Origin of the sequence: Streptacidiphilus jiangxiensis (assembly GCF_900109465.1) — a bacterium.
Classification (GTDB): Bacteria; Actinomycetota; Actinomycetes; order Streptomycetales; family Streptomycetaceae; genus Streptacidiphilus; species Streptacidiphilus jiangxiensis.
Map to the genome: position 1 here is coordinate 1 of NZ_FOAZ01000044.1, position 20357 is coordinate 20357.

Here is a 20357-nt window from a genome sequence, read left to right on the forward strand (position 1 = left end):
CCGGTGGAGGCGTCGACGGCGATGATGTCGTCGCTGCCCGAGCCGGTGGTGTTGCCGACGCCGACGATCTGGGACATGGTGTTCCAGCTGGTGCCGATCTGGGTGCGCTGGGAGCCGTAGTAGTTCGGCGCGTGGTAGCGGAACAGGTTGCCGGAGCCGTCAACGGCGAAGATGTCGCCGGTGCCGTCGAAGGTGCTGGTGACCTGGGTCATGGTGTTCCAGCCGGTGCCGACCTGGACGCGCTGCGAGCCGTAGTAGTTCGGGCCCGAGTAGCGGTACATGTTGCCGGAGGTGTCGATCGCGAGGATGTCGCCGTTGGCGTCGTCCAGCGAGATGAGCTTCGTCATCACGTTCCAGCCGTTGCCGACCTGCACGCGCTGCGAGCCGTAGTAGTTCGGCGCGGAGTACCGCCACAGGTTCCCCGACTGATCCACCGCCAGGATGTTCCCGTTCCCCACGCTCACCAGGTTCGACATCGGCTGCGTCACGGCGGGGTCTGTGATGTTGTTGTAGCGGTAGGGCAGGTAGCCGTTGGCCGTGAGGAAGCTGCGGGTGTAGTAGGAGTCGTCCTCGCGGGCGGTGGCACCGCTGTGGGGCTCTTCGAGGACCTCGGCGGTGGTGTGGGAGGAGTCGGTCCAGCCCTTGAAGAGCACGACGTGGGTGGAGATGTTGTCGATCATGTCGCCGGGCTGCAGGTCGTCCAGGCTGGACAGCTGCGTGGCGAAGTTCGGCAGGGTGCTGGTGGTCTCGCCGTAGTTGTTGGACGAGCTCGCAGGCAGGTCCCAGGCCATGGAGATGAAGCCGGAGCAGTCGGTGCGGTACTGGTAGCCGGAGTCCGAGGGGTCCGCGTAGTACGCCGACTCGCTGTAGGGCACCGCCGCGTTCACCCAGGCCTCGGCGCGGGCCATCACCGTGGTGCGGCTGATCGGGTCGCCGGCGTGGGCGTCCCTCGGGGCGATTCCGCTCCGGTGCGTGGACTTCTTGGCTGCCGCGAGGGCGGCGGCGATCTGCGCCGGTGTGCCGTTGGTGGGGTTGGCGACGGTGGGCTTGAAGGGGACGGTGTGGCCCTTGGGCACCGCGGCCGCGATACGGCCCTTGTGCGCCTTGGCCTTCGACGTGACGTGGTGCGCTGCGACCGGGGCCTTGGGGGCGGCGGCATTGGCAGGCAGGGCGGTGAGCCCGGCGATGGCGGCGGCCGCCACGGTGGTGGCGATGGCGGACGTCTTCAGGCGCTTGCTGAACGAGGACATGACGTTCCGTTTCGTGGAGAGCACGCGGTGTGCGGTGGATGAGTGGTCCCCGGCCCGGGCTCGTCGCCGGTGGCGGCTGTCCTGCAGGAACAGCCGCAGGCGACATCGCGAGGGCAGGGCGGGGCTGCGCGCGGAGCGCGCGGACGGTGCGGTGGGGCAGCCTTCGTCTGGTTGGCGGCTCGTCAGGTTCCCCTCTCGGGGGCATGAGCCAATGGACGGCTGTCCTGCAGGAACAGCGGTCGTCGGGCGAGTCGGGCCTTCGGGACCTGGTCCCGGGCTACGCCGCAGTCAGATGGGGCGGCAGGTAGCGGTCGCGCAGCAGGGGCGAGGCCTGATGGCTGCGGCTGAGCAAGGCTTCGGCCCGGTGGAGAGGGCTGCGGAAGTCCGTGGTGTCTTCGGGACGGGTCAGGAGGTAGAGCAGGAGGTCGATCCGGTCGGCTTCAGGGCGGCAGGAGGCGTGCTCGAGGCCGTCGTCGGGGATGGCGTGCGCCCACAGGGCTCCGAGCACCTCGGCGGGCTCGCTCGACGGGGGCGGTTCGGCCAACGCCTTGCGGTGGAGGCTGGCATAGACGATGTCCATCGACTCAGCCCCACGTGAGGTCGTTCGGGGCGACGGTCTGCGTGATGGGGGCCGGCGCGGTCTGGGCGGAGGCCGCCGTGGTGGCCGGGGCGGCGACGGCGGCAGACGGAAGGAGGATGACGGTGCCCAGCGCAAGGGAGGCGACCGCGGCGGCCTGAGCGATGCGAGTGCGGATCATGGTGATCGTTCCTTTCAGAGCGAGTGAAGTGGCGTCCTGTTCCGGTCTCGCGTCCCGCGGTTGACGCTTCGTCCGGCTGCCTCTCGGGGTGTTCCCTGCTGGCGATGAATAGCTTCGCCGCAGATCAGAACCACCGGAAGGCTTTCCCAGCGTCCTGAACAGGGCTTATCCGGATCAGGACATAACCACGTGCTCATGACAAGAGTGATTGCAGATGGAATGCCCTTGATGTCGCCAGATCGAAGGCGGGCGATCTGCCCAATCGCGACAGGTAGGAGTGTCCACTCATATGCCCTGAGCTGCGCGAATGCCAAAAAGAGGATCTTGAATGACCGTGTCCGGACTGGGAAGCTGATGCTGGCGCGGCCGGGGGGCAGCGCCTGGAGAGGACCACCAGGCCATGCTGCAAGCACTCGGAGTCAGCACCGACGCCGCCGCCGTGTACCAGATGATGCTCGACCACCCTCACCACAGCGTCGACCAACTCGCCGCCGTAACCGGCCTGACCCCGACTCGGGTCCACGACTGCCTTGAGGAACTCGGGCAGCTCATGCTCGTGCGCGCCTCCAGCGAGAACCCCGGGCAGATGCGCGCCGTCGACCCCGAGATCGGCCTGGCCGACATGGTTGCCCGCCAGGAAGCCGAACTCGCCGCACGGCAGGCCCAACTCGCCGCCTCACGCGCCGCAGTCACCAAGATGGTCGCCGACCGAGCCGAGCAACGCTCGACCCACGGCGAGCGCCTGATGGGCATGGACGCCGTCCAGAACCAGCTCGAACACCTCGGCCGCATCGCATCCACCGAGGTCATCGGCGTCCAACCCGGCATCCAGCAGCCAGAAGACCTCGCCGCCGGCCACGCCCAGAACCTCGCTGCCCTCGACCGCGGAGTGGCCATGCGCACCCTCTACCAGGACCACGCCCGCACCCACATCCACATCGAGACCCACGCCCATGCCCTGCTCAGCCATGGCGGCGAGGTCCGCACCGCCCCGACCATCCCCCAGCGCATGGTCATCGTCGACCGCGCCCACGCCCTGGTCCCCATCGACCCGGCCGACACCCGCAAGGGTGCCCTCCACGTCACCGAACCCGGCCTCGTCCATGCCCTGATCGAACTCTTCGAGCAGGCGTGGAGCACCGCGGTGCCGCTCGGCGCCGTCAGCCCCTCCGACCCCGCCGCCGGCCTGACGGACCACGAGCGCGAACTACTGCGCCTCCTCGGCTCCGGACTCACCGACGAAGGAGCCGGCCAGCGCCTCGGCCTCACCGACCGCACCGTCCGCCGCCAGATGGCCTCCATCATGGAACGCCTCGGCGCCACCAGCCGCTTCGAAGCCGGCATCAAAGCCGCCCAACGTGGCTGGCTCTGACAAAGCCGCCAAGCCGCGAGCAAGTCACCGACAGCCGACAGGCGGGCAGCTCAACAGCAGTTGCCCGTTCGGACTCCGAATCAGGACTGCCGCCACTCGCCGCGTCCCGAAACAGCCCCGGACTTCCTTCTGTGACACTGAGTTGCCACAGCCCCTTCAAGCGCCGGCGCCTTCAATCACCCGATCCGGCGATCGTGCGACATCTGTTGCATTGAGTACCGTTGCGGGAACCGGCACTGAGCTGCACACACCCGCCGTCCGACGTACTGCTGCACTCATCCGCCCCAGAGAACGAAGCCCTACATCCTGCTGCGGGACGTGATGCGCGACTCCGGCCTGGTCGCGGTCACGAAGGTCACCATGCGCGAGCGCGAGTCTCTGGCAGTGCTCCGCGTCCTGGGCGACTTGCTGGTGTTGCAGACGCTGCGCTGGCCCGACGAGATCCGCCCCAGCGCCGGCATCAAGGTCCCCACGGCCGAGGAGCCGGTCCACAAGAACGAGATCGCCATGGCACTGCAGCTCGCCGCGTCGATGTCGAAGAACTACGTGCTCGACGACGAGCGCGACGCCTACGTCGTCGCGATGGGCGAGCTGCTCACGGCGAAGGCCGGCGGGGGAGACGTCCGCAGCACGGAGGCGACCGCGCCGGCGGCTCCCGTGGTGGACCTGATGGCGGCGCTGCAGGCCTCGATCGCGGAGTCGAAGGAGAAGCGCGGCGAGACCGCGCCGGCGAAGAAGCCCAGCACGAAGACGACCGCGAAGAAGGCCCCGGCGAAGCGGGCCGCCCCGAAGCGCGCGTCGTAGCCGGGCGACCGGCGGTCGCGCCGCTCCTCCCGGGGGTCGGCCTCCGCCAGGCGCCTACGCCTCGCCGTCGGCGTTCTCGCGGCCGGCCTTCTGCAGGGCGAACTGCGTCTCCTTGCCGCAGCCCTCCGCCAGGGCCTGCTGCATGACCGGGTGCTGCCGGATCTGGAGCGCAAAGGTGTCGCGCTCGGCGCGCAGACGGGTGAGCTCGGCGCGTTCGGGCCCGTCTTCGGGCCACACAGCGCGCTCGCGCCACTGGTCCTCGCCGGGGAACAGCTCCCGCCGCTCGGCGGCGACCTTGTTGCCGTAGTCCTCGACGGCTTGCCGCGCCGCGTGCAGGGCGCGCTGGAGTTCGATCAGGTCACTGGGAAGGGGAAGTGCGTCGGCCACGGCGAGGATGCTAGGACCGCCCACTGACATCAGCCGTTGATCACCCGGCCCGACACGCGGAAGTTCCCGCCTGCCGCGGCCGCCGGGCGGCGCGCCCAGGGACGACCACAGGTACCCGGCGCCCTGCGGAACCGGGAGAAGCGAGGTGGGCGCGCCGGATGCAGCGCGTCCGGCGCAGGCTCGCGCCCCTGTCGCCTGTTCGGGGGACTGCTGTCCCGGCTGCCCCGCTGGTAGCCTGCGGATCACTCTATTAGCTCATCTGTTCGATTAAAGCCTATGCTGAGGGGAGACAGTCCAGGGAGCGAGGGGAGACCCGGCACGGCACGAGCACGGAGGAGGCGGTCACGGTGAGCTTCACGCACCTGCGCGCCTACTCCGGCTACTCGGCGAGGTTCGGTGCTTCCCTGCCGGACGTGCTGGCGGAGCGGGCGGCCGAGCGGGGCCTGGACGCGCTCGCGCTGACCGACCGTGACACGGTCGCCGGGGTAGTCCGGTTCGCGAAGGCCTGCGCGCGGGTCGGGGTGCGGCCGCTGTTCGGCGTGGACCTGGCCGTGCCGGAGTACCTGGACCCCGTCGCCGGGGCGGGGGAGCGGCGCCGGTCCCCGGTGCGGGGCGGGGCGTTCGTGGACGAGTCCGCACCCAGGTTGCGGTTCCTGGCGCGCAACCGCGCCGGGTGGGCGGCGGTGTGCCGCCTGATCACCGCGGCGCACGCCGACCCGGACGCGAAGCCGGCCCTCGCCTGGTCGGACCTGGAGCACGCCGCAGGTGGGGGCGTCTACGTACTGCTGGGGCCGGAGTCGGAGCCGGTCCGCGCGCTCGCGGCGGGCCGCCCGGACCGCGCCGCGAAGCTGCTTGAGCCGTGGATCGACGTCGTCGGGGACCGGCTGCGCCTGGAGGTCGTGCACCACGGCCGCCCGGGCACCGGCCCGGGCAGCATCCGCCTGGCCGCGCGGACCTTGGCGCTGGCCGCCGAGCACGGTGTGGCGGCGGTGCTGTCGAACGCGGTCCGCTACGCCGATCCCGGGATGGGGGAGGTTGCGGACGTCCTGGACGCCGCACGCCTACTGGTGCCTGTCGACCCGCGCAAGCCCGACCGGCTCGACAGCGGCGAGGGGTGGTTGAAGGACGAGGGCGACATGATTCGCGCCGCCCAGCAGATCGCGGACGCGGCCGGCACCGGCCGCGACGGCGCCCAGGCCCTGCTGGCGCAGACGGCGCGGATCGCGGCGGACTGCCGGGTCGACCCGCGCGAGGACCTCGGCATCGGGAAGATCCATTTCCCGGAGCCGTCCACCGTCGGCGCCAGCGGCCGCCGCACGCCGGACCTGCTGCTGCAGACCCGCTGCAACGCCGCGATGCTCACCCGCGGCTACGCGGACGATCCGGTGCGCCGGGCGAGGCTGCGCGCCGAGCTGAAGACGATCAAGCAGTTGGGGTTCGCGACGTACTTCCTGACCGTCGCCGACGTCGTCGCGGACGCGCGCGCGGCGGGGATCCGGGTCTCCGCGCGCGGGTCGGGCGCCGGCTCCTTCGTGGTGCACCTGCTCGGGATCGCGATCGCGGACCCGGTCGAGCAGGGCCTGCTGATGGAGCGGTTCTTGTCGACGCGTCGGGTGGAGATGCCGGACATCGACATCGACGTCGAGTCCGCGCGGCGCCTCGAGGTCTACCGCATGATCATGACCCGGTTCGGGGCGGAGCGGACCGCCACGCTCGCGATGCCGGAGACCTACCGGGTCCGCCACGCGGTGCGCGACGTCGGCGCGGCCCTCGGTATGGACCCCGATGTCACCGACCGGTTGGCGAAGGCGTTCCCGCACATCCGCGCCCGCGATGCCCGCGCGGCACTGGCCGAGTTGCCGGAGCTGCGCGACGTTGCCCTGGAGCAGCACGGGAAGTTCTGGACGCTCGTCGAATCCCTGGACGGGTTGATCCGCGGCTACGCGATGCACCCGTGCGGCGTCATCATCTCCGACGCCGGCCTGCTGGACCGCACCCCGGTCGTGCCGACCGCGACCGAGGCCTTCCCGATGTCGCAGTTCGACAAGGAGGACGTCGAGGACGTCGGCCTGCTCAAGCTCGACGTCCTGGGGGTGCGGATGCTCTCCGCGATGGCCCACGCCCTCGACGAGGTCGAACGCGTGGCTGGGCAGCGCCTGGACCTGGACCGCATCCCCGACGGAGACCCGGCCACCTACCAACTCATCCAGAGCGGCGAGACCCTCGGCTGCTTCCAGATCGAGTCGCCCGGGCAGCGCGACCTGGTCGTACGGCTGTGGCCCGAGAACTTCAGGCACCTGGTCGTCGACATCTCCCTGTTCCGTCCCGGCCCCGTGCAGGCCGACATGGTGCGCCCGTTCATCAACCGCCGTCACGGCCGCGAACCCGCGTCCTACCCGCACCCGGACCTCAAACCCGCGCTGGAGGAGACCTACGGCGTCGTCGTGTTCCACGAGCAGCTCATCGAGATCATCGCGACGATGACCGGCTGCGACCGCGCCGAAGCAGATGAGGCCCGCCGCGCCCTGTCCAAGGAGGACAAGGTCGGGCAGCTGCGCGCCTGGTTCGGCGACCGCGCCCGCGAGCGCGGCTACAGCATCGACACCGTCCGCCAGACCTGGGACGTGATCGCCGCGTTCGGCTCCTACGGGTTCTGCAAGGCCCACGCTTGTGCGTTCGCCGTGCCCACCTACCAGTCCGCGTGGCTCAAGGCTCACCGGCCGGCCGCGTTCTACGCCGGGCTGCTCACCCACGACCCCGGCATGTACCCCAAGCGCTCGATCCTCGCCGATGCGCGCCGCCGCGGCATCCCGGTCCTGCCGGTCGACGTCAACCACTCGACGGTCGACTACCGCGTCGAGGAAGCCCCCGGGAAGCTGTGGGGGCTGCGTCTCGCGCTCGCCGACGTCCAGGGCATCCACGACGACGAAGCCGCCCGCATCGCCGCCGCGGCCCCCTATACCTCGCTGCCCGACTTCTGGCAGCGGGCCAGGCCGTCGCGGCCGACCGCCGAACGGCTCATCAACATCGGGGCCCTGGACACCGTCACCGACCGCGCCAGCCGCCGCGACCTGGTGCTGCAGCTGACCGAGCTGCACCGCGCCGAGCGCGCCGCCGGCGCCGACGGCCAGCTCCCGCTGCTCGACGCGGAGAACTTGAGTACGGCGCCGACCGGCCTGCCGGACATGGACCAGGTCCAGCGGCTGCGCGCCGAACTCGGCATCCTCGGCATGGAGGCCATCTCCGGCCACGTCATCGCCGAATACGCCGGGCTGCTCGAGGACCTCGGCGTCACCCCCGCCCGCTCCCTGCCGACCGCGCGGCACGGCTCCAGCGTCCTGGTCGCCGGCATCAAGGTCGCCACCTCCACCCCGCCCGTCCGCTCCGGACGGCGCGTCATCTTCCTCACCATCGAGGACACCACCGGCTTGGCCGACCTCGCCTTCTTCGAGGACTCCCACGCATCTTGCGCCCACACCGTGTTCCACAACGGCCTGCTGTTGGTGCGCGGCACCGTGCAGCGCCGCAGCAAGAACTCGACCACCCTGGTCGGCACCGCGGCCTGGCCGCTCGACGAACTCGACCGGCTGCGCCGCGACGGCGGCCTCGAGGCGGTCGCCGCGCGCCTGGCCGACCGCCCCATCCCCGGCCCGGAGAACCCCACCGACCCCGACGACACCGCCGAAACGGAGACCGCAGCCGACGCCGCGGCGGCCCCTGCGGCGCGGCCGCTGGGCCGCAGCATCCACCTGGAGACCGGCTACGACCTGCACCCGTGGGCCGACCTCCAGCCCCCCGGCCAGCGCGCCGCCAACGGCCGCAACCTCTGGCACGCCTCCCCAGGGTCGGCTGGATGAGCGCCGCGCAGCCGCACGTCCTGTACGTGCAGATCGTCACCGAGCACCGCCGCATCGCCCCGCCGCCGGTGGACTTCGAGAAGATCCTCGACCTGGCCGCCGACCTCACCCCGGTCGTCGAGCAGCTGCCGCCCGACGCGTTCCTCCTCGACGTCGCCGGCAGCACCCGGTTCTTCGGCCGCGGCCCGGCCGAGCTGGCCGCCCGGCTGCGGGTGCGCGCGCTCGCCTTGCACGACCTCGACCTCACGATCGGCGCCGCCACCAACCCGCTGCTCGCCCGCATGGCCGCCCATCAGGGCCGCCCCGGCGCCGTCCGCGTCCTCGACGACGACCAGGTGCGGCGGTTCCTCGCCCCGCTCCCGGTGATCGCCCTGCCGGGTGTCGGCCCGGCCACCGCCGCCACCTTGTCCGGGTACGGCATCGAGCTCATCGGCCAGCTCGCCACCACCCCGGTCGGCACGCTGCAGCGGATCCTCGGCACCGCCGCCGGCCGCCGCCTGCACGAACGCGCCCAGGGCCACGACCCGGCGAAGGTCACCATCACCAGCGTCCTGCGCGCCCTGACCGCCGACCGCGAACTCGGACGCGACGAACTCGACCCCGCCAGGCACCGCCGCGCCCTCCTCGGCCTGGCCCAGGACCTCGGCCTGCAACTGCGCACACAAGCGCAGGCCGCGACCGCGCTCACCCTGACGGTCCGCTACGCCGACCGGACCTCCACCGTCCGCACCCGCAAACTCACCGAGGCAACCGCCCACACCACCACCCTGGTCGACTCCGCCTACCGCCTCTACAACACGCTCGGCCTGCAACGCGCCCGAGTCCGGGCCTTCACCCTCAAGGCCGACGGCATCCGCCCCGCCGAACACGTCACCCAGCAGCTCACCTTCGACCCCGGCGACGAGCGCCAGCGCCTGGTCGAAGCCGTCGCCGACCGCGCCCGCAAGCGCTTCGGCCCAGACAGCATCGGCCCCGCCGCCCTCTACGGAGCAGCATGACCACCACCGCACCCCACCCGGCCCCAGCCGCCCCTCCCCGCCCAGAAGATTGCGGGGTAGCCTCACCGCCACGATCAAGCAGACCAGGAAGGACCCGCTGATGGAGACGACACCGTCGCGCGGACGGCCCGCCGGCCTGAACGCCCTCAGCGCCCGCGGCCTGACCACCCGCCAAGAAGCCGTCCTCGACGCGATCGCCACCTGGTGCCAGGCCCACGGCTACCCGCCGTCCCTGCGCGAGATCGGCAAGGCCGTCGGCCTGGCCTCCACGTCCTCGGTCTCCCACCAGGTCCACGCCCTCGAACGCGCCGGCTACCTGCGCCGCGACACCCACCGGCCCCGCTGCTACGTCCTGACCCGCCTCGCCCGCACCGACGACGAGCCGCTGCTCGGCGAAGACGAGGACGCGCTCGCGGGCACGCCGGTGCTGGTGCCGCTGGTCGGGCAGATCGCCGCCGGCGCCCCGATCACCGCCGAGGAGCACGTCGAGGAACTGCTCCCGCTGCCGCCCGCGATGCTCCCCGCCGGTGGGGAGTTCTTCGCGCTGCGAGTGCGCGGCGACTCCATGACCGGCGCCCGGATCCTCGACGGCGACACCGTCGTCGTCCGCGCCGCCCAGGCGGCCGACCACGGCGACATCGTCGCTTCTCTGGGGGCGGATCCATGTTGCGGCACATCGGTCGGCTGATTTGTGCAGCTCAACAGCGGTGCGGTCAACAGTACTCAGCGCAACAGCTGTTGCGCGATCGCCGAATCGGGTGAAACGTCGGCCGGAGGTGGTGTCTCTCGGTCAGCTCGATTGCTGGGGCTGAAGCTGGATTACACCCACCGAGGTGTCCTCGTTCGGTGAGGCGTAGACGGCGCGGACCTTCCATCTGCCGGGCGGTAGGGAGACGGGGGCCTGCTCCGGGATGTCGGTGCCGTTCGGGTATTCGATGCTCAGGTCGGCCCCGGCCGTCACGGAGTCCAGGAGAACCGCGGGCCCGTCCGTTTCCCAGATGCCGCACTCCTCCCACGAGGTGGCGGGATCGGCCAGCACTGCGTAAGCCGCGGCGATGAGATCGGCCTCGCTGTTGGCGCCCAGCCAGCGAACGAAGGCTTGATGTTCCGGCAGATAGAAGCTGCTGGCAGGCTCGTCTGCCAGGACAAGCCCTTGGGCTCCCTCATCGCCGACGGCAATTACGCCGGCCAAGCCTTCCACCTCGCAGGCGCGGTCGTAGTCGTCCAGAACGTCACCACTGCCGGCGGCCATCCCCGACTGGGTGCAGCCATGCCACCGGGTCAGCGCGGAGGCTGGCACTACAATCAGCGGGCCGCCCATCGACTCGACCCAGGTAGGGGAGGGCTCGGGCGAGCTGGCTGCGGCGGAGGGGAACGTCGTCACCACGTCAGTATCCCCAGGTGCGCCGACAACCGGCCTCCAGATGTTGCCCAGGCCAAGTTTCCCTGCTCTGGCAGGGCGATCTGAGCGGCCCCGTCCCCGGCACGTGCGAGCCATCGGCGGGGGCCCGCGGGCTCTGGGCTGGGCCTGGTTCTCCACATCAGGAGGACCGGACTGGTCGTGGCGATCAACGATCCGGACTAGGGCGCGTATCGAGTCGTGATCAATCCTTGGGTATGGCCCCACTCCGTGGCGCCGATCGGGTAGATCGTCTCGTGTGACTCGCGTGCAACTGACGGACGAAGAGTGGGAGTTCATCGGGCCGTACCTGCCGATCGGCAAGTACGGTCCGTACCCCGAGCGCCTGCGGCAGCAGTTCGAGGGGGTGATCTGGCGGTTCAAGACCGGCGCGCAGTGGCGGGAGATGCCGCAGGAGTTCGGCGCCTGGTCGACCGTCTTCAACCGCTTCCGGCAGTGGCGTGACGCGGGCGTGTTCGAGGCCCTGCTGGAGGGCCTGATCGCGGAGGCCGCGAGGCGGGGTCAGGTGGACCTGTCCCTGGTCAGCATCGACTCCACCACCGCGCGGGCCCACCACGATGCCGCCGGGATGCACCTGAGCGAGGACCTGCTCACCTCACTGGAGAAGGCCGCCTCCGAGGAGGAGAAGGCCAGGTCAAAGGGGGCGACGGCGAAGAACAAAGCGGACGAGACACCGAAACGGATCCCGAGCGGGAGGAGCGACGACGCATCCGACGCCGCCGGAGGCTCCGCCTGAAGGCCGCCCTCCTGGGACGTTCGCGGGGCGGGCAGACCAGCAAGGTTCACCTCGCCGCCGACCGCAGGTGCCGCCCGCTGGCGTTCATCTTGACCGCGGGCCAGGCAGCAGACAGTCCGCAGTTCATCCCCGTCCTGAGGAAGATCCGGGTCCGCGGGTCGGTCGGCCGCCCTCGCACCCGGCCCGAGGCCGTCGCCGGGGACAAGGCCTATTCGTCCCGCGGCAACAGAGCCCACCTGCGCAAACGCCAGATCAGGGCCGTCATCCCCGAGAAGGTCGACCAGGCCGCCAACCGGAAGAAGAAGGGCTCCAGGGGCGGTCGGCCCGTCAGCCACGACGCCGAACTCTACAAGGAGAGGAATACCGTCGAGCGACTGATCAACAAGCTGAAGGCCTGGCGAGGCATCGCCACCAGGTATGACAAGACACCGGAGAGCTACCTTGCCGGCCTCCACCTGCGTGCCTCGATGATCTGGATCAAAGACCTGACCAGAGCGGCCGGTTGATCACGACTCGTGTCAGCGGCCAGTTGGGATTCCCCGCGTACGGCCACCTGATGGGGAGTCATCTGGCCGCGTGGCTTCTCACTGTCGGTGACGGATTCCGAGGGTCACCCAGCGGCCGCAGCAGTGCCAGCGACGGCTGGCCCGAGGCCGGCGGGGAGGTGGGCCGCTGCCAGGGCGACGGCCTCCGCGGCCGTGGCGGCTTCTCCGATGACACTGGAGTGCAGGTGCTCCTGAACTCGGTAGGGGCTGCCATTGTGGGAGGGGGCGATGGCCACCTCGACGCGGAACGGGTACCCAGTGCAGGAGCTGAAGCCAAGCGTCCAGTGACTGGAGAGCACGTAGAGCTGTCGCAGCCGCGGGTCGTCATGAGCCGCTTCCACGAGTGCTGCGAACTCGTGGAAGTCCGGAGCCTCGGCCGCCTGCTCCCGCATCATCAGCCACTGCAGCTCGACCACTTCGGCCGGCCCACGTTCGTGGGCCTCGGCACGCGGAGAGGTCCGCAGGAACGGCAGCTCCTCCCGCAGTTCCCGCAGGCTCCTGCCCTCCCCCCAGGCCACGCCCGCCCTAACGATGGCCGCGAGGTCGGATGTCCCTCCGGTGATGAGTTCGACGCCCTGGCTCCAGCCGGAAACACCGAACCATCGACTCTCTGCTCCAATATGCACGGACAGAGGCCGCCGCTCGGGCACCGAGGATGCGATGCCCGCCGAAGTGAGCGATCCCCACTCGCCAGGCGCCACCACGAGAGAGACATCAAACTCGGCCGCCGTCTGCTCCAGCAGCGCGGACAGGCTGCCCGCGGCAGCAATGTCGGGATAGAGATCAGAGTCCACCTCGACAGTCTGCCGTCCGCGCCCAGGGAAGCAAACGGCATCCTGGATCGCGACGACGTGACGGTGCGTGCTCAAGGCTCGCGGGCTGGGGAGCATAACTGGCCGCCGGTGGGGACCGCTGGCGGGGAGTCGCTGGCCGTATGCGGAGAAACGATCTTGGCCGCTGACAGACTCGCTCGGCACCCTAGCGCCGTCGTCCGCGTCCACCCTGCCGGCTCCCCGTGTCCCTGCTGGGTCGTCTGCCCTTGACTTTGCCGCTGCGCGTGCTCGGAGCCTGCACTGGGCGCCCCTGCCAGTCGATGCTGTCGTCCTCCGACAGGCTCGCCGCATACGAGAGCGCATGCTGGACCAGCAGCGACAGCAGGCGCTTGGACTCCACCGAGGAAAGCTCGCCCTGCCAGGGGCAGACCGAGTACCAACCCTGACCCGGATCAGTCAGGGGCGGGCAGGGTGCTGCGGACTCCAGGGGCTCGGTCGGCACTTCTGGAAGGCGCACCAGCAGCATTCCCATGCCACAGGCGACGACCGCGGCGATGCCCTTGGCGGCAAGCACCGGCACCCCGAAGGTCGCCAGGACGGGCCAACGGGGAGCAAGGTCCACAAGTCTCTCGACCAGGTCGGGGTGGGTATGCAACTCCCACCCCTCATAGGCATAGGCACCGCGCTCCTGCGGAACGCCCTGTGCCCGCAGCAGGTCGAGCAGCGTCGTGTTCTGAGGCAGGTTCGGCAATGCCGTCATGCCTCGACACGCTACGCGCCCTTCAGAAGCTGAGGCAGTGGCGGTGCTCGACTTCCACCGCCCACCCGGACCGCACCGTGAGCATGCTGATTGATCAAAACTCGATACGCGCCCTAGCGCCAGCGGGAACCTTTACGCCTACGGCAACGACAATCCGGTGCAAATGGCCGATCCCAGCGGCAACAGCAGCTGCACACCGGATCCCGTAACCCAACCCAACGGCTACCCTGCCTGGGACTACGGCGGCTACGGCAACGGCTACTCGTTCGATTCGTACGACCAGTACTACCAGTACGCCTATGGATACAATGCGTGGCTCCAGAACGGGATGGACCTCGCTGCCCAGAACCAACTCATATATGGGTGGGGCGGCTACGGCGGAGGAATGGACCCCTCCCAGAGTGCGCCTTGGCTCCTGGGTGCTGGCGGCGGTGGAGCTTCATGGGCTGGTGGTGCAGCCGCTGGTGATTTCCTCGGCATGTTGGAGTGGGGAGGCCTGGCATTCGCTTTCAGCTCGGGCAGTTGCGTGCTCGACGCGCCGCCGCGTCCCGTCGTGCGGCCGATCGACTGGCACACCGTTCCGCCCAAGACCTGCCCGCCCAGTGCATGCACGACCACGAAGCAGCCTGGCCACCAAGACGGGCGAGCGGCTGACAGGACCCGTGACGGCAAGCCGAAGCCTAGTCCCAAGGGATTGCCCAAGGCGTTCGTCCAGCCCTGGTATCTGCTCCTCACCGCCGGAACTGATGGCACGGCACGCGACGACACGGGTCCCACCTGCGCGTTTAACGGGCAAGGATGGGTCAATTACGGCCAAAGGGACGTCGGCAATGGCAGCCGGTCGACCACAATGACGGCGTGTCTCAACAGTACATATCTGGACACGCATAAAGGAACTAAGACACAGTCTGATATCAGGCCCCCTGGGTATGACTGGGCTGTAAAGTACGCTGGCTATCTCAAGCAAGCGCCGGAATTCACCGTAAACAACTGCCACCTTTTGGCTAGGCAGATGGGCGGGTCGGGCACGGATCTGGAGAACCTCGTCACCTGCGGTGCCGATGGAAATTCATATGTCGGCAAGAAGAATCCGCTCTATTCCATGCACGACTTCGAAAATGAGGTTCTCGGCTTCATCAATGACGGCAATACGGTCCTCTATCAAGTGACGCCGCTCTACCGAGGGGCGAGGACGGTTCCATATGCATTTGAAATGTCATACATGTCTTGGGATGCATTCGGTCGACTCGATGGGGCGGACTCGACGCGAGTGTCGAACATGATGCGCAGCGGAAAGGATCAGTGGACAAATATGGGGACGGTGACGGACAGCAGGAACGGAAGGCAGGTTCCGACTTCAATTGACGGGTGATATCAGCCGTGTCAATCTAAGTGGCTGATATAGTGGCTGCCAGGCCTGCATCCTGCAGGACCTGGCGGCCCTTTCATTTGACGGAGTGGCATGCACCCTGGCATAGAGCGTTTGCGCCTGATCCTTCCGCCGCCCGTTGGTGGCGGTGATGACATCGACTGGGAAGCCGAGGAGGAGAGGCTGGCTCTTGTTTTCCCTTCAGACTACAAGGAATTCGTTAGGATTTACGGAGGGGGAAGCGTGGCGGGCTACTTGGCCATCGCGACTCCGTCGGTGAGCGAATCTCCCTACTCGGAAATCTCAGACTGGCAGCCGATTGAACTTGGTGCCCAAGAGCATCGAGGGCTGCGAGATGTTTCGCTTGGAATTCGAGACCGGCTCATTCTGGTCGGAGTGACGGCAAGCAGCGATGCTATCTTTTGGCATGCCAATGAAGGCGAGGCAAATTCCTGGAATATTGTCGTGTGCACCCGAGATGTGGAACGCGGCGAAAATCCATGGAAATACTACCGGATGGGATTTTCTGGTTTCGTTGCAAGTCTAATTGATGGATCGGTAGAAAACCCGTTTGGCATGGACGATTTTCCAGGTCGGAATCCGACTTACATGAGCTGGAGGGGGAATTGACCACCTTCGGTGGATAGTGAGGTCAGCACCCTTCACGGGCAGTTTGAGGCGTGAGGAACCAGGGCGGCGTGCTCACTGACGGCGCGGTTGCTGCGGCCTGCTGATGGCGAGGGCAGGCGGCGCGCGGTCGCCACAGCACCAGCGTGCACGGTGCTCACCCGTAGATGTGGCGGCACTGCGTATACAGTTTGCCGGGCCGGCTGCCTTCTTTGGCCAGTGCGTCGCAGGGGGACGGGCTGTGCCTGCCCGCTGAATGGCTGGTGTCACGGTGGTGGTGGGCTCCGACCGTGCTGTGCGCTGCGGCGTGGTGTCGGGCTGGCGCCTGCGGGGCAAAGGGCGCGGAACTGCGCCCTACGGAGCCGGGCCGGAAGCCGCCTGCGCGCGCGTGACGTCCAGTTACGCATGACCAGTGACGGACCCATCGCCTGATGCCGCGTCCAACGAGATCGTCTGGTACTGGCTGATGGCGCTGGCGCTTGCCGCGCCGACCGCGAGGACCGAGGCGGTCATCGCGATGAGCAAGAACTTCGTGCTCATGGAACTCATGCGATGTCCAACGAGGCCGACGCGTTCCGGTCTCGAACCCTTCCCGACCGTGCTGGAGGCCAGTTCGGGACTGGTTACCTGCACCGGCCCAGGTCTCCGCCAAGGTACCCAGCGCAAGTCAAAGGCATGATTACGTCCCAGGCGGGCAGCAGCACAGACCGGGCTGCACACCGGCGCGTGACGGGCCGTTACGGCATCGCAACCGGCGGCCGCCGAACTGGTGACCGTAGCGGTGACCCGCGCGGCATGGAGTGGGGGCACATCCTGGAGGAGGATTCCGTGTCCGGCATTCCCTTGCTGCTGCCCCAGCCCCCCGCGTCCGCCACGGCGGTGACGCTCTACGTGCTCGTCGGGATCGCGGTCTGCGCTCTGGTGACCTTGCCGCTCCCGGCGCACCACGCGCATCCGGACGACTACCGGTTCGGCATCGAGCCCGTGCGCGCCCTGGGCGCCGTCATCACGGTGGTCGCGTGCGTGGCTCTGTGGCCGGCCGCCCTGCTCTGGACGACCACCCAGAACTCCAATCCGCGCGCAGCTGCCGCCCGCGCGCACCGGCCGACCCGTGCGCGCGCACGGCGCAGCGCCCAGCGCAGCGCGCTGCGCACCGTGATGCGCAGCGACGACGAGGGTGCTGAGCTGCCGGTGTACCTCGCGCAGCCCACCAGCGTGGTCGACGCCGCCGCGGGCGATGCGCAGTGGGTCGACGCCGCCGCCGCACGCGTCGTCGGCGCGCTGACAGAGCGCCGGCTCCTGGACGCGGTCCTCGGCGCCCGCTCACTGGTATGGGACGTGGAGTTCACCTTCGGTCCGAACAGCAGCCAGCTCGGGCACGCCACCGAGCTCCTCGCGCACGTCTGCCGCGAGATCGGCGACGACATCCGTGCCGTGCGGCTATACGCGCGCGCCGCCACGGGCTGGGCGCAGAACTTCGGCGCCGAGCACCCGAGCGCGTGCGCCGCCTTCGACCGCGCGACCGCCTTGTGGACGAAGGCCCGCGCAGCCGAGGCGACGGACCCTGTCACCGCTGTGCTCGTGGCCTCGGTGACCCGGCTGTTCGCCTCGGCCGGGATGCCCCACACCCCCGCGCCCTGACCGGACACCACCGAAGACCGACCGACTCGGCCGTCCCGCTCAGCCAGGCAGGATCAGCCGTTCGCCGTTCTGCGGACTGGTGACCCGGTACCGGTTAGCCAGCAGCCACTGCGCGACGCGCTCCGCATTCCACCGGGCAGCGGCAATGCTCCCGGTTCGCCGGCCCTTAAACCACAAGCGCTGGCCTTCGCGACCGGTCCAGCCGACCGACCAGCGCAACCGCTCCTGGGGCAGAGCCTGACTCCACAAAGGCTTGCCCTCGTACTCCTCCAGTTCGATCCGGGCCCACACCAACAAATCGGTGTCCGGCACGCGGGCGCTGGTGCAGGCATGCTCACCGCCCGGGTGCTGCTGCAGCAGCGGCGTGGGTAGCGCGTCCAGCACGGACAGGTGCGCGATCTGCGCGACCAGGTCGGCCACGTCCCACACCAGCGCCAGAACCACCGCCCCGCGCAGAGTGCCTGTCCTCACCGCTCGGATCATCTGGGTTCACAGCCTATGCATACCCGGCAGGCCCGGAGCCGACTATGGCTCGGGCCCTGCTGACTACCGCATGCAGAAGACTTGCTGATCAGCTTGCTGATGACGGGTCGATCCCGAGCACGGGCAGGCAGTCGCCTATACCGACGAGTTCAATGTCGTCACGCCGCTGTTTGATCCACTGCTCGCGGGTCAGCCTCCATCGGCTGAGCTGCGCTGACTCGCCCCGCCGGGTGGCCCAGGTGATGCCGTTCGGCACGTAGCCCACCGCCTCGGAGACGCGGTTTGACGCGTGGTTGTCGATGAACGCCTCGCTGTTAGCCTCACGGGCCCCGAACCCGTCGAAGGCCAGATGCAGCACCGCTTGCCGCATCTCCTTACCCAGGCCGCCGCCCCGCGCCTCGGGACTGAGCCAGGAGAAAGTCGAGACCGTTCCGAACGCGGCGAAGTTGGTGCCGATGAGATCCTGCATGCCCAGCGGCTCGCCGTCGATGACGACAACGAAGTAGAGGCGCCAGAAGCTGGCATTGACATGACCTCGACCGGACCATATTCCGCGCAGCCAGGCCCATTCGCGCTCATGCCCATCCATATAGAGGGACATCGGATCATCGAAGGGCCACGGGGCCTGAGTGGCCACGCCCTTCCGGACCGTCGGGACCAAGCGTTCCAGGAGCTCATCCGTAGCTCCCAGCAAAGACAACCGCGGCCCATGAACCTGCACGTTCAACGGGGGATACGTGGACCTGGGCAAGTCAGTCATCGGCACGGCGGCCACCCTAGAGGCGAACCAGCAGGGCGTGCATCACATATTCGACTCGCTTGCCGCCCTCCCCAGCCCGGCGCGCGATCACCGGTGCGAGGGATTAAACAGGTACAGAGACTCCGTCCAGTCCGCGGGCGCGTCCAGCACGAGCTTGTGGACCTGCTCCTCGATCCGATCCTCCTCCAGCTGCCCCTCCAAGGCGAAGTCCTCGATCGACCCCGCGTGGAACTCGCGGGCCTGGGCCGCTTCCTCCACGAAGCCCAGCGCCCGGCTCACCATGTCGTGCGCGACCGCCACCGCCTGGGTCGGTGCGCTCAGCTCCGGGTAGGTGACGTTGTCGTACGCCGGTTCGTCTCAAAGAGGTTGGACCGGAGCGCTGGCGCTTACCTTGTCCTCACCAGGCTCGTGCTGATCCTCGACCCCAACCGGCTCCCACCCAGGGTGGAAGTCAGATGTTCATCGTCGTTCCCCTGTTCGTCGACGCCACCTGATCACGCCGCACCCGCCACGGCGCCCAGGACCCAGGGCACCTCGCTGGTCAGAGCGTCAGGGCGGTCCGGCATACTGACGCGGTGCCGATAGCCGAAGACCCTGACCCGCGCCCCTCCGGCGAGCCGGAGCCCACAGCTGCGGACCCGTTTGACGGGCTCGTCTTGGACGAGGACTTCGTTCGCGGCGCCGGCGTCAAGGAACAGGCGGCACGCACCCGGATACTCGCGGCGCGCTGGCGGCTGGAGCCGCCGGTGGATCCGGGCGGCCGCCGCTGGTCACTGGATTCCCCCGGCTCGACCCGCTCGCGTACGAAGCGGGCGGGGCTCGCGTCCAAGCTCCGTTCAGGGGTGCTGATCGCGATCGCGGTCTCCGTCGCCGTCGCGGCCATCGGCTTCGGCTCAGGTAGCAGCCCGCGCTCCCTCGGCGACTCCCCGCAGGGCGTCCTGCCCTCGCACGTGCCGGGCTCACCGCGTCCGTCGACGGACGTCGCGCTGAGCGGCGGCGGGACCTCCGACGGCAGCGAGTGTGGCATGCGGGGCTTCCACCACTTCGCTCAGACGGCCACCTCCGCGCCCGCAGGCCCCGCCGCCATTGCGTCTGCCGACGGACGGTCCGACACCCCGCCGCCGGGACCGCAACTCGCCCTCGGCTCCTACGGCTTCTCCCAGGACTCGCCCGGGGATCCCGGGCACTTCACCATCGATCTCCTGCTCGGACCGGGCGCGAGTCGGTCGCTGGACCTGTCCACGCCGCTGGGCCCGCAGGGCGTGGCCGTGGAGATTGAGGGCCCCGACGGGCTGGTCGGCGGAGCGTACGACCTGCCGGTCAAGCTCGGCGACGGCACGGCGCGCACCCCGCAGGGCAAGATCAGTATCGGATCCCCGGACGGGGCAACCGCCGAGGTTACGCTCCCCGCCCAGGCGCTCTGCCCGGGCATCGACGCGCTCGGTGTCCAGCAGCGCCTCAGCCCGCCGATCGACTCGACGAACACCATCACCGGCCCGGCGCCCTACACGCTCACCGTCTCCCTCGCCGACCCGGCGGTCGGCGCGCTCCGGCGCGCGACGGGGTCACCACTCCGGGGCGACGTATTGAGCGCCACCAACCAGCTCTCCCAGTAGCGGAGTTAGACCGGCCAGATTTCCTTCCGCAGCGCCTGCGGTCAGTCCGCGATGTCGGCTGGGGGCAGCACGGGGGTAAACCGAGGACGACATGTCCGTGATTCTGCTGCACCGCACAGACACTCGACAGCCCTGGCATCCCTGAGCAGGTGGCCGGGTTCAGTCCGCGACCGACGACCAGCCTCGGGCAAGCATTCCCAG

The 20357-nt window shown here is 69.2% G+C and carries 19 protein-coding genes and 2 pseudogenes; 10 read left to right on the forward strand and 11 right to left on the reverse strand.

Annotation, left to right across the window (positions count from 1 at the left end):
* The 3 genes from BMY61_RS48525 to BMY61_RS46865 form a co-directional block, all read right to left on the reverse strand.
* Positions 1 to 1250 (reverse strand): tachylectin-related carbohydrate-binding protein (locus tag BMY61_RS48525; protein WP_075004268.1); only part of this gene is annotated, 1250 nt, incomplete at its 3' end.
* Positions 1251 to 1527: 277 nt separating this feature from the next.
* A complete protein-coding gene (locus tag BMY61_RS41350) occupies positions 1528 to 1830 on the reverse strand; it encodes a hypothetical protein (RefSeq protein ID WP_042446489.1) in 303 nt (100 codons plus the stop codon).
* Positions 1831 to 1834: 4 nt separating this feature from the next.
* Entirely contained in the window at positions 1835 to 2008 is a 174-nt protein-coding gene (locus BMY61_RS46865) for a hypothetical protein (RefSeq protein ID WP_161791240.1), read from the reverse strand.
* A 400-nt stretch (positions 2009 to 2408) separates the two neighbouring features.
* Here BMY61_RS46865 and BMY61_RS41355 point away from each other — a divergent pair, with 400 nt between their 5' ends.
* Both BMY61_RS41355 and BMY61_RS41360 read left to right on the forward strand, forming a co-directional pair.
* Entirely contained in the window at positions 2409 to 3380 is a 972-nt protein-coding gene (locus BMY61_RS41355) for a helix-turn-helix transcriptional regulator (RefSeq protein ID WP_042446488.1), read from the forward strand.
* 294 nt (positions 3381 to 3674) lie between these two features.
* A pseudogene (locus BMY61_RS41360) lies at positions 3675 to 4184 on the forward strand (Ku protein); the annotation flags it as partial.
* A gap of 54 nt (positions 4185 to 4238) precedes the next feature.
* On the opposite strand, the gene BMY61_RS41365 reads toward BMY61_RS41360, so the two are convergent.
* On the reverse strand, positions 4239 to 4571 hold the full coding sequence (locus BMY61_RS41365; RefSeq protein WP_042446486.1) for a hypothetical protein: 333 nt from the start codon (positions 4569 to 4571) through the stop codon (positions 4239 to 4241).
* A gap of 347 nt (positions 4572 to 4918) precedes the next feature.
* Between BMY61_RS41365 and BMY61_RS41370 the strand changes: the two genes are divergently transcribed.
* From BMY61_RS41370 to lexA, 3 genes are all read left to right on the forward strand, one after another.
* The gene (locus BMY61_RS41370; RefSeq protein ID WP_042446485.1) at positions 4919 to 8428 is read left to right on the forward strand and encodes a DNA polymerase III subunit alpha; all 3510 of its coding nucleotides are present in this window, start codon (positions 4919 to 4921) and stop codon (positions 8426 to 8428) included.
* A complete protein-coding gene (locus BMY61_RS41375; protein ID WP_042446482.1) occupies positions 8425 to 9426 on the forward strand; it encodes a DNA polymerase Y family protein in 1002 nt (333 codons plus the stop codon). Before BMY61_RS41370 ends, BMY61_RS41375 begins: the two co-directional genes overlap by 4 nt.
* Before the next feature lie 100 nt (positions 9427 to 9526).
* The gene (gene lexA / locus BMY61_RS41380) at positions 9527 to 10114 is read left to right on the forward strand and encodes a transcriptional repressor LexA (protein ID WP_052438614.1); all 588 of its coding nucleotides are present in this window, start codon (positions 9527 to 9529) and stop codon (positions 10112 to 10114) included.
* Between the two features lie 102 nt (positions 10115 to 10216).
* Here the strand turns inward: lexA and BMY61_RS41385 are convergent, their stop codons facing one another.
* The gene (locus BMY61_RS41385) at positions 10217 to 10810 is read right to left on the reverse strand and encodes an Imm21 family immunity protein (protein WP_042446944.1); all 594 of its coding nucleotides are present in this window, start codon (positions 10808 to 10810) and stop codon (positions 10217 to 10219) included.
* A gap of 274 nt (positions 10811 to 11084) precedes the next feature.
* Between BMY61_RS41385 and BMY61_RS44580 the strand changes: the two are divergent.
* Positions 11085 to 12088: pseudogene (locus BMY61_RS44580) on the forward strand (IS5 family transposase).
* Between the two features lie 104 nt (positions 12089 to 12192).
* Here the strand turns inward: BMY61_RS44580 and BMY61_RS41400 are convergent.
* A complete protein-coding gene (locus BMY61_RS41400; RefSeq protein ID WP_143094789.1) occupies positions 12193 to 12921 on the reverse strand; it encodes a DUF6193 family natural product biosynthesis protein in 729 nt (242 codons plus the stop codon).
* 184 nt (positions 12922 to 13105) lie between these two features.
* A complete protein-coding gene (locus BMY61_RS41405; protein WP_042446477.1) occupies positions 13106 to 13660 on the reverse strand; it encodes a hypothetical protein in 555 nt (184 codons plus the stop codon).
* Positions 13661 to 13823: 163 nt separating this feature from the next.
* Between BMY61_RS41405 and BMY61_RS44585 the strand changes: the two genes are divergently transcribed.
* On the forward strand, positions 13824 to 15032 hold the full coding sequence (locus BMY61_RS44585; protein WP_143094790.1) for a DNA/RNA non-specific endonuclease: 1209 nt from the start codon (positions 13824 to 13826) through the stop codon (positions 15030 to 15032).
* A gap of 90 nt (positions 15033 to 15122) precedes the next feature.
* Complete coding sequence (locus tag BMY61_RS41415; RefSeq protein ID WP_075004271.1) at positions 15123 to 15659, forward strand: SMI1/KNR4 family protein; 537 nt, start codon at positions 15123 to 15125, stop codon at positions 15657 to 15659.
* 396 nt (positions 15660 to 16055) lie between these two features.
* On the opposite strand, the gene BMY61_RS46870 is transcribed toward BMY61_RS41415, so the two are convergent.
* Positions 16056 to 16196: a hypothetical protein gene (locus tag BMY61_RS46870; RefSeq protein WP_161791357.1), complete on the reverse strand. Its 141-nt coding sequence runs from the start codon at positions 16194 to 16196 to the stop codon at positions 16056 to 16058.
* A gap of 288 nt (positions 16197 to 16484) precedes the next feature.
* Between BMY61_RS46870 and BMY61_RS41420 the strand changes: the two genes are divergently transcribed.
* A complete protein-coding gene (locus tag BMY61_RS41420) occupies positions 16485 to 17297 on the forward strand; it encodes a tetratricopeptide repeat protein (protein ID WP_075004290.1) in 813 nt (270 codons plus the stop codon).
* A 39-nt stretch (positions 17298 to 17336) separates the two neighbouring features.
* Here BMY61_RS41420 and BMY61_RS41425 read toward each other — a convergent pair whose 3' ends face one another.
* The 3 genes from BMY61_RS41425 to BMY61_RS41435 all read right to left on the reverse strand — a co-directional run bounded on the left by BMY61_RS41425 (position 17337) and on the right by BMY61_RS41435 (position 18840).
* Positions 17337 to 17780: a hypothetical protein gene (locus tag BMY61_RS41425; protein WP_143094791.1), complete on the reverse strand. Its 444-nt coding sequence runs from the start codon at positions 17778 to 17780 to the stop codon at positions 17337 to 17339.
* Positions 17781 to 17868: 88 nt separating this feature from the next.
* Complete coding sequence (locus BMY61_RS41430) at positions 17869 to 18381, reverse strand: GNAT family N-acetyltransferase (protein WP_201777650.1); 513 nt, start codon at positions 18379 to 18381, stop codon at positions 17869 to 17871.
* A gap of 246 nt (positions 18382 to 18627) precedes the next feature.
* On the reverse strand, positions 18628 to 18840 hold the full coding sequence (locus BMY61_RS41435) for a hypothetical protein (protein WP_042459487.1): 213 nt from the start codon (positions 18838 to 18840) through the stop codon (positions 18628 to 18630).
* A gap of 275 nt (positions 18841 to 19115) precedes the next feature.
* On the opposite strand from BMY61_RS41435, the gene BMY61_RS45695 reads away from it, so the two are divergent.
* On the forward strand, positions 19116 to 20156 hold the full coding sequence (locus BMY61_RS45695; RefSeq protein WP_063773403.1) for an SCO2583/SCO2584 N-terminal domain-containing protein: 1041 nt from the start codon (positions 19116 to 19118) through the stop codon (positions 20154 to 20156).
* Positions 20157 to 20357 lie beyond the last annotated feature (201 nt).

Bases quoted from the DNA above. Each gene is read 5' to 3' on its own strand.
- BMY61_RS41350 (WP_042446489.1), bottom strand. From the start codon at position 1,830: ATGGACATCGTCTATGCCAGCCTCCACCGCAAGGCGTTGGCCGAACCG.
- BMY61_RS46865 (WP_161791240.1), bottom strand. From the start codon at position 2,008: ATGATCCGCACTCGCATCGCTCAGGCCGCCGCGGTCGCCTCCCTTGCG.
- BMY61_RS41355 (WP_042446488.1), top strand. From the start codon at position 2,409: ATGCTGCAAGCACTCGGAGTCAGCACCGACGCCGCCGCCGTGTACCAG.
- BMY61_RS41375 (WP_042446482.1), top strand. From the start codon at position 8,425: ATGAGCGCCGCGCAGCCGCACGTCCTGTACGTGCAGATCGTCACCGAG.
- lexA (WP_052438614.1), top strand. From the start codon at position 9,527: ATGGAGACGACACCGTCGCGCGGACGGCCCGCCGGCCTGAACGCCCTC.
- BMY61_RS41405 (WP_042446477.1), bottom strand. From the start codon at position 13,660: ATGACGGCATTGCCGAACCTGCCTCAGAACACGACGCTGCTCGACCTG.
- BMY61_RS44585 (WP_143094790.1), top strand. From the start codon at position 13,824: ATGGCCGATCCCAGCGGCAACAGCAGCTGCACACCGGATCCCGTAACC.
- BMY61_RS41415 (WP_075004271.1), top strand. From the start codon at position 15,123: ATGCACCCTGGCATAGAGCGTTTGCGCCTGATCCTTCCGCCGCCCGTT.
- BMY61_RS46870 (WP_161791357.1), bottom strand. From the start codon at position 16,196: ATGAGCACGAAGTTCTTGCTCATCGCGATGACCGCCTCGGTCCTCGCG.
- BMY61_RS41425 (WP_143094791.1), bottom strand. From the start codon at position 17,780: ATGATCCGAGCGGTGAGGACAGGCACTCTGCGCGGGGCGGTGGTTCTG.
- BMY61_RS41430 (WP_201777650.1), bottom strand. From the start codon at position 18,381: ATGTCCCTCTATATGGATGGGCATGAGCGCGAATGGGCCTGGCTGCGC.